The sequence below is a fragment of the Nonomuraea rosea genome, assembly GCF_039539705.1.
Taxonomy (GTDB): domain Bacteria; phylum Actinomycetota; class Actinomycetes; order Streptosporangiales; family Streptosporangiaceae; genus Nonomuraea; species Nonomuraea rosea.
This window is the reverse complement of record NZ_BAABDQ010000088.1, coordinates 1-12,858: the sequence shown is the minus strand read 5'-3', so window position 1 is coordinate 12,858 and position 12,858 is coordinate 1. Positions and strand designations below refer to the sequence as shown.

Sequence of the window (12,858 nt, the reverse complement as noted above, 5' to 3'; positions counted from 1 at the left end):
CCCGTGCAGCAGTTGTTCCGCGAGATCAAAGAGCTCGGCTACACCGGCAGCCTCAACCTGCTCTACCGCTACATCACCCAAGGCCGAGCCGAAGGAGAACGGCCCGTCATCACCCCGCGCCGCCTGGCCCGTCTCCTGCTCACCCACCCCGACCGGCTGCGTGATGGCGACACCCAACTGGTGCAGGAGCTCACCGCCGCCTGCCCCGAACTGGCCGAACTCGCCCACCACGTCCGCAGCTTCGCCGCACTCCTCAGCCCAGCCGAAGGCAACGACGCCAAGCTCACCGCCTGGATCACCACCCTCCGAGCCGCTGATCTACCTCACCTGCACGGCTTCGCCAACGGCCTCGAACCCGACCGCGACGCCGTGAACGCCGCCCTTACCCTCATGCACCACAACGGCCGAACTGAAGGCGTCAACACCCGCACGAAGAGGACCATGCGGCAGATGCACGGCCGCGCCGGGTTCGACCTGCTGCGCCACCGCATCCTGCTGCAATAAAGATCACTGAACGCCACCACCGATTACGGGCCAGAGCCGAAAACTGGACACACCCATGATCAGACGGGATCCCGTCAACTTCGGTCCAGCCGTTTCAAGAACGGCCCGTGAAGTCGTAGGTGGGATTCATCTGGTGTGCTCTCCTGGCTGGTGGTGGTGTCTGGTTGGGTGCCGGTCGGCCCGCGCGTGTTGCGCCGTCGCTGGTCGGGGCCGCTACTCGATCATCTCGACGGTGACCGGGCCTTGGTCGGGACGGTCGAGCTGCCGCAGGCCCGACTCGACGTCGCCGATCGTGATGACGTCGTCGTCGTGGCCACCGTGGGCGTTGTAGGAGAAGCCGAGGTTGCCCCACGGCTTGTCGGAGATGAGAGCGCCGTTTCGGGTGACACTGCCGGGCGAGCCGCCGGTGGTGAGGCGCTCAGGCAGGTGGCTGATCTTCTCCTTGCCGGCGAAGTCTTCCTAGGTCAGGGTGAGTGGCAGCTTCGCGACGAAGTCTCGGCTCGTGGGGTTGTCGGCCGTACGGACGACGATCTCGGCATCGGGCGTGGAGAAGCGCACGTGCGTGGCACTCATCTGATCCCCTTTCAGCGGTCGCGGTCATGGGTGGTGCTCGGACATCCCGTGACGTCGCGGTCAGGAAGGTGAACTGGACACGATCGCGGTCTGGGTGCTGAGAAGGTGTGTGGCGGTGACCTCTGCGCGGTGTCACAGGAGGGCCTCGATGGTGATGGGCAGGTCGCGGACGCGGCGGCCGGTGGCGTGGAAGATGGCGTTGGCTATGGCGGGTGCCACGCCGACGATGACGACTTCGGCCAGGCCCTTGACGCCGATGGGGTCGGCTTTGCGGTCGTCGCCGTCGAGGTAGATGGCGTTGACGTCGGGCACGTCGGCGTTGACGGGTACGAGGTAGTCGGCCAGGTTCGGGTTGGCGATGCGGCCGTCGCGGGGGTCGGTGACGGTGTGTTCCAGCAAGGCCGTGCCGATGCCGCCGACCAGCCCGCCGATCGCCTGGCTGTGGGCGAGTTTGGGGTTGATGATGCGGCCGGCGTCGTAGACGCCGAGCAGCCGCCGCACCCGGGCCATGCCGAGCCGTTCGTCGACGGCGACCTGGGCGAACACCGCGCCGTAGGCGTGCATGGAGTACCGTTCGGCCTCATCTCCGGGGGTGTAGCCGCCGCGCGCCTCCAGCCGGCCGTCCTTGCCGCGTGCCAGCAGGTCCCGGTAGCTCTCGCCGCGTCCGGGCTCGTCGCGCAGGTGCAGGCGGCCGTCCCGGACGATTACGTCGTCCGCCAGGGCGCCGTGCAGGGGTGAGGCGGGGTCGGCGACGGCCAGCGCGATGGCCTGCTCGCGGAGTTTGTCGCAGGTGTTCTGCACGGTCGAGCCGACGCTGGCCATCGTCATGGATCCGCCGTGCGGCGGGGCGAGCGGCATGGTGGAGTCGCCGAGCTCGAAGCGCACCCGGCCGACCGGGAGGCCGAGGGCGTCGGCGGCGATCTGGGTCATCGAGGTGTAGGTGCCCGGCCCCATGTCGGAGGTCGCGCATTGCACGGTCGCGCGGCCGTCGGCCTCCAGCCTGGCCAGGGCCTGGGCCGGGGCGCGCGCCGTGTGGTAGGTGGCCACCGCCACGTCGGTGCCGATCAGCCAGTGGCCCTCACGCTTCGAGCGCGGCTTGGGGTCGCGTTTGTCCCAGCCGACGGTGCGTGCGCCGATGCGGAAGCACTCGCGTAGCCGACGGGTGGAGAACGGCACTCCGGTGCCCGGGTCACGCTCGGGTTCGTTGCGCAGCCGCAGTTCGACGGGTCGATGCCGAGTTGGTAGGCCAGCTCGTCCATCGCGCACTCGATCGGGAACGCTGCGGTGGCCGCGCCGGGGCCGCGCATGTACGTGGGGGTGCTGATGTCCAGCGGGATCGACCGGTAACTCTGGCGGACATTCGGCGTCGCGTACGTCATCTGCCCCTGAGTCAGCAACGCCTCACGGTAATCCTCGTAGGTGGAGGTCTCGGCGCGGATCTCGTGAACAGCCGCGGTGACCCGGCCGCGCTCGTCGGCGCCCAGGGTCAGCTTGTACTCGGTGAGCGGGCGAAAGCCTGTTCCGGTGAACATCTGCTTGCGGGTCAGCATGACCTTGACCGGGCGGCGCACCTGGCGGGCGGCCAGCGCGGCGACGGCGACGTGCGGCCAGGCCCGCAGCCCGCTGCCGAACGCGCCGCCCACGAACGGCGAGATGACGTGGGCCGACTCGGCGCCGATGCCGAACACGGCGGCGAGTTCGCCCCGGACGGTGCGGACGAACTGGCTCTTGTCCCACACGGTGAGCTGGTCGCCGTCCCAGCGGGCGATGGTGGCGTGCATCTCCATCGGGTGGTGGTTCTCGCGGGTGAGGCGGTAGGTGCCCTCCAGCCGGGTGTGCGCCTGGCGCAGCGCCTGATCGGCGTCGCCGCGCTGGTAGGTCTCGCTCTGGTTGGGCGGGCCGGCTGGGGTGTCCAGGCTGGTGGCGGGCCGCTCGGCGGCGTAGGTGACCTGCACGAGGCTGGCGGCGTGCTGGGCGGCTTCCAGGGTTTCGGCCACCGCGACCGCGACCGGCTGGCCGAAGAAGCGCACCCGATCGTCCTGGAAGACATGCAGCCGCTCGCCGCTGGCGGTGTCGGAATCTCCGCGGTAGGGCAGCTTCGGCGCGTTCACATGTATGATCACCGCGAGCACGCCGGGCTGGGCAGCGGCCTGTCCGGTGTCGATCTCGATGATCCTTCCCTGGCCTACGGTGCTGGTGACGATCACGCCGTGCACCGCGCCGCGCACCGCCCCAAAGGCGTCCTGCTCGGCGGCGTACGCGGCCCGGCCGGTCACCTTCAGCCGCCCGTCCACCCGGGACAGCGGCGTGCCCGCCACCGACCGTGCCTGCTGGGTCATCGGGTGCCTCCCACCGTGCGCAGTTGCCGTTCGACGGTGCGTTTGAGCAGTTCGGCCTTGAAGGCGTTGTGGCGCAGCGGGCGGGCGCCCTCGGCGGCCACGGCTGCGGCCTGCTCCCAGAGCCGCTGCGACGGGCGCTCGCCGGTCAGGCGCCGCTCCACCGCGTTCAGCCGCCACGCCACCGTGCCCACGCCGCCGGCGGCGACCCGCGCCTGGCGGATCACGCCGCCGGTGAGGTGCAGCACCACCGCCACCGAGGTGAGCGCGAACTCATACGACTGCCGGTCGCGCACCTTCAGATAGCCCGACCGAACAGGCTTGGGGTGCGGCGGGATCTCCACCGAGGTGATCAGTTCACCTCGCCGCAGGTCGTGCTCGCGGTCCGGGTGTCGCCCGGCTGCAGCAGGAACTCGGTCAGGGCGACCTCTCGCTCGCCGTCCGGGCCCAGCAGGTGCACGCTCGCCGCCAGCGCCGCCAGCGCGACGGTCAGATCGGACGGATGCGTCGCCACGCACGCATCCGACGTGCCCAAGATCGCGTGCGAGCGGTTGTAGCCGTCCAGGGCGGCACACCCGGACCCGGGCCGCCGCTTGTTGCAGGCGGCGGAGACGTCGCGGAAGTAGGTGCAGCGGGTGCGCTGCAGGATGTTGCCGTCGATGGTGGCCATGTTGCGCAGCTGCGGCGAGGCTGCCAGCTCCAGCGACTGCGTCAGCACCGGGTAGGCCGCGCGCACGCGTGGGTGGGCGGCGACGTCGGCCATCCGTGCCAGCGCGCCGATGCGCAGCCCGCGCGCCGTGTCCCGTACGTCCTCCAGGGGCAGACCGCTGATGTCGACCAGCGTGCCGGGACGTTCCACCGTCTCGCGCATCAGGTCGACCAGCGTCGTGCCGCCGGCGATGTAGCGGCCGCCGCGCGCCCCGGCGGCCAGCACGGCGGCGGTGTCGGCGGGCTTGGTGTAGGCGAAGGGGTACATCTCAGCTCCCGCCCCGGCGTCCGGTCTGCGCGACAGCGTTGACGATCTTGACGTAGCAGCCGCAGCGGCACAGGTTGCCGCTCATCCACTCCCGGATCTCCGCCCGGGAGCCGGTGTGGCCCTCGCGGATGCAGCCGACGCCGGACACGATCTGCCCGGGGGTGCAGTAGCCGCACTGGAAGGCGTCCTGCTCGATGAACGCCTGCTGCAACGGATGCAGCTCACCTTCACCGGAGCCGCCGCCGGCGGCCTGGCTCAGCAGGGGGCGGATCTCGTCGAGGGCGCGGTAGATCGTGCCGCGGCTGGTGCCGATCAGGGCGGCGAGGGCCTTGACGCTCAGGCGTAATCGTAGGTGGAGCACGGTGATCAGGACGCGGCGAGCGAAGGGCAGCTGTGGAGGGCGGCCGGTGGGCAGGGCGGATCCGGTGCGGTCGTGGTATTGCTGCTCTTTAGAGGTCCTAACAAAATGATCTAGGGGCGTGTCCAGGGAGCCTCTTGATCTTGATCTCTGCATGAAGAAGGGTGAGCAACTGCCCTGGATCGTGCAGGACAGCCTGTGGGAACGGATCGAGCCGCTGTTGCCGAAGGTGGAGTGACGCCGTCGCCATCCAGGCCGCAAACGCCTGGACGATCGGCTCGCTCTGCAAGGCATCTTGTTCGTGCTCTACACCGCGATCCCGTGGGAGTTCCTGCCCCAGGAGCTGGGCTTCGGCTCTGGGATGACCTGCTGGCGGCGGCTGCGCGACTGGCACCAAGCCGGTGTACGGGACAAGTTGCACCAGCTCCTGCTCGCCGAGCTGCACACCGCCGGCCAGCTCGACTGGTCCAAGGCGGTGATCGACAGCTCTCACGTGCGGGCGCTCAAGGGCGGCCCAAAACCGGCCCGGGCCCGGTCGACCGTGCCAAGCCGGGCTCGAAACACCACGTCATCACCGACGGCAACGCCACCCCCTCGCCGTCTCCCTGACCGGCGGCAACCGCAACGACGTCACCCAGCTCATGCCGCTGATCAAGGCGATCCCGCCGGTGCGGGGCCGAGTGGGGCGGCCTCGCAAGCGACCCGCCTGCCTGTACGCCGACCGGGGCTACGACCACGACAAGTACCGCCGCCTGGTCCGGCGCACCGGCATCAAGCCCATCATCGCCCGCCGCGGCACTCCACACGGCTCTGGCCTGGGCATCCACCGCTGGGTCGTCGAGCGCACGATCGCTCCTGCACTGGTTCCGTCGCTTGCGCATCCGCTGGGAGGTCCGCGACGACATTCACGAAGCCTCCATGACCCTCGCCGCCGCCATCATCTGCTGGCGACGCCTCGCCCGCTCATCTTTGTGTTAGGACCTCTTAAGATCCGGGACGTGAAGCCCAGAGGTCACGCGAACTGAAGCTTCTTCAGCGGGAACTCATGTGAGGTTCGGCATCTGGGGGTCTGTTCGCCTCGTGGGTCAGCGCACTGAATCTCGCGAGGGGTGTCAGCGAAGGGCAACTTCGAGCGCGTTGGGTAGGGCGGTATCGGTGATGACCAGTTCGTCACCCAAATTGAGGATACGCACTTCGTCGTGATCGAGTTCGAGCCGAAGGCCAATCTCCGTCTCGATCCGGTGGTCGATGATGCGGTGAACGGCTTGGATCGACTGGCCGATGAATCGGCTCATCAGGAAATCCGCTGAGGCGGGACCGATGACCTGGCCGTACTCGTCCATGTAGTAAGAATCGTGTGGTTGATCAAGCGTCAGCTCGAGCGAGCCGTTCCGGATCTCCTGGCCGAACCGGATCGCGGCCGCTGAGCGCCGGTCCGAGCTGCTCTGCCTGACCGACCTGTTCGGCCTGGCCACTTCCGCCGCGGGGGAGCCGGAGCTGCAGCAGGGCAGCGACCGGCCTCGTCGATGAGCAGTATCGGCGCGGGCTTGAGCAGGGCGCGGGCGATCGAGACGCGCTGACGCTCCCCGTCCGACAGCGCGGTGCCGGCGCCGCCGACGGACGTGTCGGCTCCCTCGGGCAGTCGCCCGCGTGAACTCGCCCACGTGGGCGACCTGGAGCGCGTGAGCGAGCCGGTCTTGATCCGCCGCCGGATTGCCGGCGAGCACGTTGTCGCGAATATTTCCGTCGAACAGATAGGGATGCTGGAACACGACCGCGGAGATCGCGGGCCGGATGTCAGGCGGTCCCGCGACCAGGCGAGAATGCTGCTCTTGCCGGAGCCGGAGAGCCCGATGATCGGCGCACGGCGTGTTCGGCGAGCGGCTTGAGGAGACGGGTTCAGAGAAATCTGAGCACCGCGTCTCAAGCCGACTCGACTCTGTCCCTACAGTCCCGAGCACTCTTTATTCAGGTGGATCGGTAATGCGATAGCCCACGCCGGGTGTAGTGGTGATGATCGAAGGGCCGCCGAGCTTGCGGCGCAGGCGGCTGATCGTGACGGTGACGGTGTTAGTGAGCGGGTCGGCGTGTTCGTCCCAGACCTGTTCAAGCAGGTCTTCCGTGCTGAGGAAGGCAGGGGTCGCGCGGAGGAGGGCTTCCAGGAGGGCGAACTCCTTGACCGATAGGTCAAGCTGTTGGCTGTTGAGGGTGACCGTCCGACGCAGAGGGTCGAGTTCGATGCCCGCCGCACGCAGAACGCGGGCGCGGGCGGAGGGTTGGCGGCGGGCCAAGGAGCGGATCCGCAGGACCAGTTCGGGAAAATGGAAGGGCTTGGCGAGGTAGTCATCGGCTCCTAAGGACAGGCCGCTGACCCGGTCGCCAGGCGAATCCGCCGCAGTCAGCATCAGGACCATGACGCGGTCATCACGTTGCGTGATCATCTGGCAGAGGGTGTCGCCGTGGATTCCCGGGAGGTCGCGGTCAAGGACGACCACATCGTAGATGTTGAGGTCGAGCTTGGCCGCAGCCTCGAGGCCGTCGTGGGCCAGGTCCACGGCCATGCCCTGGTCGCGGAGGCCCTCGGCCACGACCGCGGCGAGGGCATGGGCGTCCTCGGCCACCAGTATCCTCACGCTGTGACACCCGTCTGCGCGGTGGTCAACGGCAGCGAGATGGTGACCCGGAGGCCGCCTTCCGCCCTGGCATGCAGGTCCACGCTGCCGCCGTGTGCTGTGGCTATGGCCGCGACGATTGACAGTCCGAGTCCAGAACCGTTGCCTGAGCCGGTACGGTCCACACCGAGCCGCTGGAACGGCTGAGCCAGCCGTGCGACCTGCTCCTGGTCGAGTACCCGCCCGCCGGTCTCCACGATTAACAACGCGCTGGCGTCAGCGGCCGTGGCCGTGACGCGGATCCAGCCGCCGTCGTGGTTGTGGGTAACGGCGTTGTCGATCACATTGTCGACCATGCGGGACACAAGCGTATGGCTTGCCTGCGTCCAGGCGCTGTCGTGGATGCCGCCGTCGTGGACGGTAAGGCTCCTGGCGGTGATGTCGGCCGCCCGGGCGTCCAGGGCCGCGGACACCATACGGCCGAGTGAGATCGTCGCCCGATCCGGCAGTGCGCCGTGCTGGGTGCGGGCGAGTGTGAGGAAGCTTTCCAGCAGCCGGTCGATCTGGTCGAGTTCAGTGCGGAGCCGGTCTGCCAGCGCCATCGTTTGCGCGGGTATGGGCTCCGGTTTGGCCACGGCCACGTCCAGCCTGGCCCGCATGGTCGCCAGCGGGGTCCGCAGTTCGTGGGAGGCGTTGGCGACGAATCTGCGCTGCGCTGCGAAGGAGTCCTCCAGGCGTTCCAGCAGGCCGTCGATGGTGTCGGCGAGGTCCTTCACCTCATCAGTGGGGCCCGGTACGGCCAGCCGCTCGTGCAGGTTCTCGGCGGAGATCCGGCGCGTGGCCGCGGTGATGGTCCGCAATGGGCGTAGCACTCGGCCGGCGACGATCCGGCCCAGCACGAGCGACACCATGGCCATGACGGCCAGCGCAACCACCGAGCCGATCAGGAGCTGACGTGTTTGGGTCTCCTCCATCTCCAACAGCTGGGCCTGAAGCCGACTGATGCGCTCCTGAGTGGCCGCGAGCGTGTGCTGCTCCACGGGGGGCAAAGCCGGGGCGACGTGCGACTGTCCAAGGGTCACAAGGTTGGTGATGACCAACAGCCCGGCACCGGACAGGAGGAAGAGGACACCGTACAGGGCGGTGAAGCGCAGCCGTACGGTACGGGTCGTCAGCGCGAGGCGTCGCAACATCGGCATCATGCACTCAAGGATGCCGGTCAGGACCTAACAACGATATGACGGCCTTTGTTCGGCCCCTGTTATGGCCGTGCGCGTACAACCGAACGCATGCAAACAACGATCGAAGTGGCTGGGCTGCGTAAGCGGTTCGGCCAGACCATGGCGCTGGACGGGATGTCCTTCACGGTGGAGCCAGGGCAGGTCACCGGCTTCGTCGGCCCGAACGGGGCGGGCAAATCCACCACGATGCGGGTGATCCTCGGCCTGGACTCCGCCGACGAAGGCACTGCGCTGGTCGGTGGGCGACCGTACAAGAGCCTGCGCGCCCCGCTACATCACGTGGGGGCGCTGCTCGATGCTGGAGCGCTGCAGCCGAGCCGCACGGCACGCAACCACCTGTTGTGGCTGGCCCACTTCCAGGGCCTGGGCGCTACACGGGTGGATGAGGTGATCGAGCAGGTCGGGCTGCGTTCGGCGGCCCGGCGCAAGGCGGGTGGCTTTTCGCTGGGCATGCGGCAGCGGCTCGGGATCGCAGCGGCGCTGCTCGGCGACCCGCCGGTGCTCATGCTGGATGAGCCGGTCAACGGCCTGGATCCCGAGGGGATCGTGTGGATGCGCGGCTTTTTGCGGTCGCTGGCCGCCCAAGGCCGTGCCGTGCTGGTGTCCAGCCATTTAATGAGCGAGCTGGAGGACACGGCCGGCCACCTGGTGGTGGTGGGCCGCGGCCGGGTAGTGGCGGATACCAGCGTGGCCGACCTGATCGCCGCCTCGTCGAACGGCCGGGTCACGTTGCGCACCATGGCGCCATCGCAGGCGATGTCTGCGCTGGCCCGAGTTCGGGCCACCGTGGCCGCCACCGGCCATGACACGCTCACCGTCTCCGGACTGCCGGCTGAGCAGATCGTGGCGCTCCTCAACGCGAACGCCGTGCCGTTCTCGGAGGTGGCGGCGCACCGCGCGACGCTCGAGGAGGCCTACATGGATCTCACCCGGGACGCGGTTGAGTTCCGCGCCGCCGCTGGGCAGGAGGCGGCACAGTGAGCACCGGCACCATCACCCCGTATCGCTCGGGTCTGCGGACCGGGCGCGACCGTTTCGTGCACCTGCTGCGCGCGGAGTGGACCAAATTTCGAACGGTCCGCGGCTGGGTGACCGCCATGGTGCTCGCAGCACTGGTTACCGTGCTGCTCGGGCTGTTCTCCGCGTCAAACGGCCGGACATCCTGCGGCGGTGCGAGCGATGTATGCCCCGCTGTTCCGGTGGGACCAGGCGGCGAAGCAGTGGACGACCGCTTCTACTTCGTGCACCAGCCGCTGGCCGGCGACGGCAGCATCACCGTCCGCGTCAGCGCCATGACAGGCCGGATCCGCCTGCCCGATACCAGCACGACGTTCGCGCCCATCGTTTCGGCAGTAGTGCCGTGGGCGAAGGCCGGCATCATGATCAAGGAGAGCACCCGGCAGGGCTCCGCCTACGCGGCGGTGATGGTCACCGGCAGCCATGGGGTGCGGATGCAGCACGACTTCACCCACGATGTGGCCAGGCAACCGGGCGGCGTATCGAAGCAATCCCCACGCTGGCTGCGGCTGACCCGCTCCGGCGACACCCTCACCGGCTACGAGTCAGCCAACGGCAAACAGTGGACCAAGATCGGCACCGCTCGCCTGGCCAGCCTTCCGGCCACAGTGCGAGTCGGCCTCTTCGTCACCTCACCGGGCGATCTGAGCGTGACGCAGGGCGATAGCGGTGGGGCCGCCGCATCAGTGCGCTTCACCGAGGCCACCGCCGCCTTTGACCAGGTCAAACTGCAGGGCAAGGCACTCAGCGGCGCATGGAGCCGCGACGATGTGGGAGTCGCCCTGGAGCGTGATGGGTCGCCCCACCATCCGGGCGCAGTCGTCCAGTCCGGTGACACGTTCACCGTGACCGGGGTCGGCGACATCGCGCCCCGCACGGTCGGTCAGACCATCGAGAGCACCCTGGTGGGTGTGCTGGTTGGGCTGCTCGTGGCGATCGTGGTGACGGTGCTGTTCATCACCGCCGAATACCGACGGGGCCTGATCCGCACCACCCTGCTCGCCAGCCCACGGCGAGGCCGGGTGCTGATGGCAAAGGCCACGGTCATCGCAGCCGTGACCTTCATTGCCGGGCTGGCCGCCGCCGGTGTCACGGTCACGTTCGGCGCGCAGATCATGCGCTCCAACAGTACCCACGTGCTTCCGGTTACCCTATTCACCGAGATGCGCGTCGTGGTCGGCATCGCGGCACTGCTCGCCGTCTTCGCCGTCCTCGCCCTCGCTCTGGGCGCCCTGTTCCGACACAGCGCCACGGCGGTCACCGCCACCATCGTGATGATCGTCCTGCCCTACATCCTCGCGAGTGTTTCCGTCCTGCCCGTGGGCGTGTCGCAGTGGCTGCTGCGGCTCACCCCGGCCGCCGGATTCGCAATACAGCAGAGCATCCCGCAATACGAGCAGGTGATCGGACATTACACGCCACAGGCCGGCTACTACCCGCTGGCGCCCTGGGCCGGGTTCGCCGTGTCCTGCGGCTACGCCGCGCTTGCCCTCGCCCTGGCCGCCTTCCAGCTACGCCGGAGAGATGCATGAGACGGCACCTGCACGCGGAGTGGACGAAACTGCGCACCATGCCAGGTCCCGGCTGGCTGCTGCTCGCCATCATCCTGATGACCGTCGCTATGGGCGCCGCAGCCACCGCGACCGCGTCCTGCCCACCGATGGGCTGCCGGCATGACACGGCCAAGCTCAGCCTCATGGGAGTCCAGGTGGGCCAAGCCTTTGTCACCATCCTGGCCGTCCTGGCGCTCAGCGGCGAATACAGCACCGGCATGATTCGTACCACCCTGGCAGCGATGCCGCGCCGGACCACCGTGCTGGCCGCCAAGGCGATCATGCTCACCGGCCTGACCCTGGCCGCGGGGACCATCGCCGTGCTGGCATCCATTCTCACCGCGCGTCTCACCCTGCCCAGCAACGGGTTGACCCCTGCGCACGGCTACCCGCTTCTGTCCCTCACGGACGGGCCGACGCTCCGCGCGGCCGCCGGCTCCGTCCTCTACCTCGCACTGATCGCCTTACTCAGTCTCGGTGTCGCCGCTGCCGTACGGGACTCCGCCTCCTCCATAGGGGTCGTGTTCGGCCTGCTCTACGTCCTGCCCGTCCTTCCCTCCGTGATCAGCGACCCGAACTGGCAGAAGGTCCTTTGGCAGATTTCACCGATGAACGCGGGACTCGCCATCCAAGCGACCATCAATCTCCCCAGTCTGCCCCTCAGCCCATGGACCGGGCTCGGCGTGCTCACCGCATGGGCCGCCACGGCGCTCCTGGGCGGTGGGCTGCTGCTACGGCTGCGTGACACATAGGACTCGCGACCGGCGTGTCCACGATGTTGCGCACTCGGCCTGGGCCAGGCCTCCGCTCGACCTGCCTGCGGTGGTCTCGGACTCCCGCACCCAGGTACACGAAGTCTCGCGGTTCATCCCGAGCTCCCGTGCCACATCGGCACAGGTCCGGCTCATCGTCCGGACCACCGCGTCCCGCTTGAACTCATCGCCGAACTTCGACGGTTGCGCCACCTTGAACGCTCCCCTCTAGTGAACAAGATCCATTGTTAGGGGGTGTCCTCACCTCGGGAAATCTCACAGGCGGCAGCGAGCGGTCGTCACGCTGGCGTGGTGTCACCATCGGCGCGTTCGAAGCCGCGGCCGCCGCCCGGGGCTGTCTGCTGGTCGGCGGCCTTGCGCACCTTGTCCGGTTCGGGGATCAGAAGTTCCTCGACGCCACAGTCCAGCACCGTGCAGATGACGTTGAGGTCGTCCAGCTTGATGCTGGCCGGCTCGCCCGACCACAGACCGGACATCTTCCCGGCGCTGATCGTCAGGCCGTGCTCGGCGAGCATCCGCTGCAGCTGGCTGGCCTTCCAGATGCCGCGGTTGGCCGCCGCCAGCCGCAGATTCCACTTCATCGCCGTAGTCCTTCCAGCCGGGTGGCCGCGCGCTGCTGGCCCGCAGCCCATGCGTCCTCGATGTGAGTGCCGGTGACGTGCACGTACTTCATCGTGGTGGCGATCCATGCACGGCCGAGCAACTGCTGGATGGCGATCAGGTCCATGCCCTGCTGGTAGAGCTGGGAGGCGCAGAAGTGCCGCAGCACGTGCGGGGTCAGGACGTCGGCCCATTCGGGCAGGTGCGCGGCGGCGGCCTTGGCCAGCGCGGCCCGCAGCGTCTCGTCGCCGACGCGGGCCACTGAGCCGTCGGTGTTCTTGCGCTCCGATAGCAGCAGCGCCACTCCGGGCCGGG

At 68.6% G+C, this 12,858-nt stretch carries 17 protein-coding genes and 2 pseudogenes; 5 read left to right on the top strand and 14 right to left on the bottom strand.

The annotated features are described in order from the left end of the window. A partial coding sequence (locus tag ABEA43_RS66920) for a transposase (protein ID WP_345581101.1) occupies nucleotides 1–504 on the top strand: 504 nt, incomplete at its 5' end. 213 nt (nucleotides 505–717) lie between these two features. Here the strand turns inward: ABEA43_RS66920 and ABEA43_RS68640 are convergent. The 7 genes and pseudogenes from ABEA43_RS68640 to ABEA43_RS66895 all read right to left on the bottom strand — a co-directional run. Then, a pseudogene (locus tag ABEA43_RS68640) lies at nucleotides 718–951 on the bottom strand (cyclophilin-like fold protein); the annotation flags it as partial. 12 nt (nucleotides 952–963) lie between these two features. Beyond that, a complete protein-coding gene (locus ABEA43_RS68635) occupies nucleotides 964–1,077 on the bottom strand; it encodes a cyclophilin-like fold protein (protein ID WP_425570769.1) in 114 nt (37 codons plus the stop codon). 132 nt (nucleotides 1,078–1,209) lie between these two features. Then, nucleotides 1,210–2,253: a xanthine dehydrogenase family protein molybdopterin-binding subunit gene (locus ABEA43_RS66915; RefSeq protein WP_345581098.1), complete on the bottom strand. Its 1,044-nt coding sequence runs from the start codon at nucleotides 2,251–2,253 to the stop codon at nucleotides 1,210–1,212. After that, nucleotides 2,142–3,416, bottom strand: coding sequence for a xanthine dehydrogenase family protein molybdopterin-binding subunit (locus ABEA43_RS66910; RefSeq protein WP_345581095.1), 1,275 nt, complete (start codon nucleotides 3,414–3,416; stop codon nucleotides 2,142–2,144). Before ABEA43_RS66910 ends, ABEA43_RS66915 begins: the two co-directional genes overlap by 112 nt. Next, nucleotides 3,413–3,757, bottom strand: a complete 345-nt coding sequence (locus ABEA43_RS66905) for an FAD binding domain-containing protein (RefSeq protein WP_345581092.1) — start codon at nucleotides 3,755–3,757, stop codon at nucleotides 3,413–3,415. The genes ABEA43_RS66910 and ABEA43_RS66905 overlap by 4 nt, the downstream gene beginning before the upstream one ends. 8 nt (nucleotides 3,758–3,765) lie before the next feature. Continuing rightward, complete coding sequence (locus tag ABEA43_RS66900) at nucleotides 3,766–4,389, bottom strand: FAD binding domain-containing protein (RefSeq protein WP_345581089.1); 624 nt, start codon at nucleotides 4,387–4,389, stop codon at nucleotides 3,766–3,768. Nucleotide 4,390: 1 nt separating this feature from the next. After that, nucleotides 4,391–4,750: a (2Fe-2S)-binding protein gene (locus ABEA43_RS66895; RefSeq protein WP_345581086.1), complete on the bottom strand. Its 360-nt coding sequence runs from the start codon at nucleotides 4,748–4,750 to the stop codon at nucleotides 4,391–4,393. Nucleotides 4,751–4,901: 151 nt separating this feature from the next. Between ABEA43_RS66895 and ABEA43_RS66890 the strand changes: the two are divergent. After that, nucleotides 4,902–5,725: pseudogene (locus ABEA43_RS66890) on the top strand (IS5 family transposase). A 134-nt stretch (nucleotides 5,726–5,859) separates the two neighbouring features. On the opposite strand, the gene ABEA43_RS66885 reads toward ABEA43_RS66890, so the two are convergent. Genes ABEA43_RS66885 through ABEA43_RS66870 form a run of 4 tightly spaced genes read right to left on the bottom strand, consistent with a single transcriptional unit; the run spans nucleotide 5,860 to nucleotide 8,561 of the window. Next, nucleotides 5,860–6,090: a hypothetical protein gene (locus ABEA43_RS66885; RefSeq protein WP_345581083.1), complete on the bottom strand. Its 231-nt coding sequence runs from the start codon at nucleotides 6,088–6,090 to the stop codon at nucleotides 5,860–5,862. 29 nt (nucleotides 6,091–6,119) lie between these two features. Then, nucleotides 6,120–6,674 carry an ATP-binding cassette domain-containing protein gene (locus ABEA43_RS66880; RefSeq protein ID WP_345581080.1) on the bottom strand — a complete coding sequence of 185 codons (555 nt, stop codon included), beginning with the start codon at nucleotides 6,672–6,674 and terminating at the stop codon, nucleotides 6,120–6,122. 37 nt (nucleotides 6,675–6,711) lie between these two features. Beyond that, on the bottom strand, nucleotides 6,712–7,380 hold the full coding sequence (locus tag ABEA43_RS66875) for a response regulator transcription factor (protein WP_345581077.1): 669 nt from the start codon (nucleotides 7,378–7,380) through the stop codon (nucleotides 6,712–6,714). After that, nucleotides 7,377–8,561: a HAMP domain-containing sensor histidine kinase gene (locus tag ABEA43_RS66870; protein WP_345581074.1), complete on the bottom strand. Its 1,185-nt coding sequence runs from the start codon at nucleotides 8,559–8,561 to the stop codon at nucleotides 7,377–7,379. The genes ABEA43_RS66875 and ABEA43_RS66870 overlap by 4 nt, the downstream gene beginning before the upstream one ends. 87 nt (nucleotides 8,562–8,648) lie before the next feature. Here ABEA43_RS66870 and ABEA43_RS66865 point away from each other — a divergent pair, with 87 nt between their 5' ends. The 3 genes from ABEA43_RS66865 to ABEA43_RS66855 are packed head-to-tail and all read left to right on the top strand — an operon-like array spanning nucleotide 8,649 to nucleotide 11,922. Continuing rightward, nucleotides 8,649–9,581, top strand: coding sequence for an ATP-binding cassette domain-containing protein (locus ABEA43_RS66865; RefSeq protein WP_345581071.1), 933 nt, complete (start codon nucleotides 8,649–8,651; stop codon nucleotides 9,579–9,581). Further along, the gene (locus ABEA43_RS66860) at nucleotides 9,578–11,149 is read left to right on the top strand and encodes an ABC transporter permease subunit (RefSeq protein WP_345581068.1); all 1,572 of its coding nucleotides are present in this window, start codon (nucleotides 9,578–9,580) and stop codon (nucleotides 11,147–11,149) included. The genes ABEA43_RS66865 and ABEA43_RS66860 overlap by 4 nt, the downstream gene beginning before the upstream one ends. Further along, on the top strand, nucleotides 11,146–11,922 hold the full coding sequence (locus ABEA43_RS66855; protein WP_345581065.1) for an ABC transporter permease: 777 nt from the start codon (nucleotides 11,146–11,148) through the stop codon (nucleotides 11,920–11,922). The genes ABEA43_RS66860 and ABEA43_RS66855 overlap by 4 nt, the downstream gene beginning before the upstream one ends. On the opposite strand, the gene ABEA43_RS68630 is transcribed toward ABEA43_RS66855, so the two are convergent. The 3 genes from ABEA43_RS68630 to ABEA43_RS66845 form a co-directional block, all read right to left on the bottom strand. Further along, entirely contained in the window at nucleotides 11,902–12,135 is a 234-nt protein-coding gene (locus ABEA43_RS68630) for a transposase (protein WP_425570768.1), read from the bottom strand. The two genes, ABEA43_RS66855 and ABEA43_RS68630, sit on opposite strands and share 21 nt — an antisense overlap. Before the next feature lie 86 nt (nucleotides 12,136–12,221). Next, the gene (locus ABEA43_RS66850; protein ID WP_345581062.1) at nucleotides 12,222–12,524 is read right to left on the bottom strand and encodes a helix-turn-helix domain-containing protein; all 303 of its coding nucleotides are present in this window, start codon (nucleotides 12,522–12,524) and stop codon (nucleotides 12,222–12,224) included. Next, a partial coding sequence (locus ABEA43_RS66845; RefSeq protein ID WP_345581059.1) for a tyrosine-type recombinase/integrase occupies nucleotides 12,521–12,858 on the bottom strand: 338 nt, incomplete at its 5' end. The genes ABEA43_RS66850 and ABEA43_RS66845, both read right to left, overlap by 4 nt.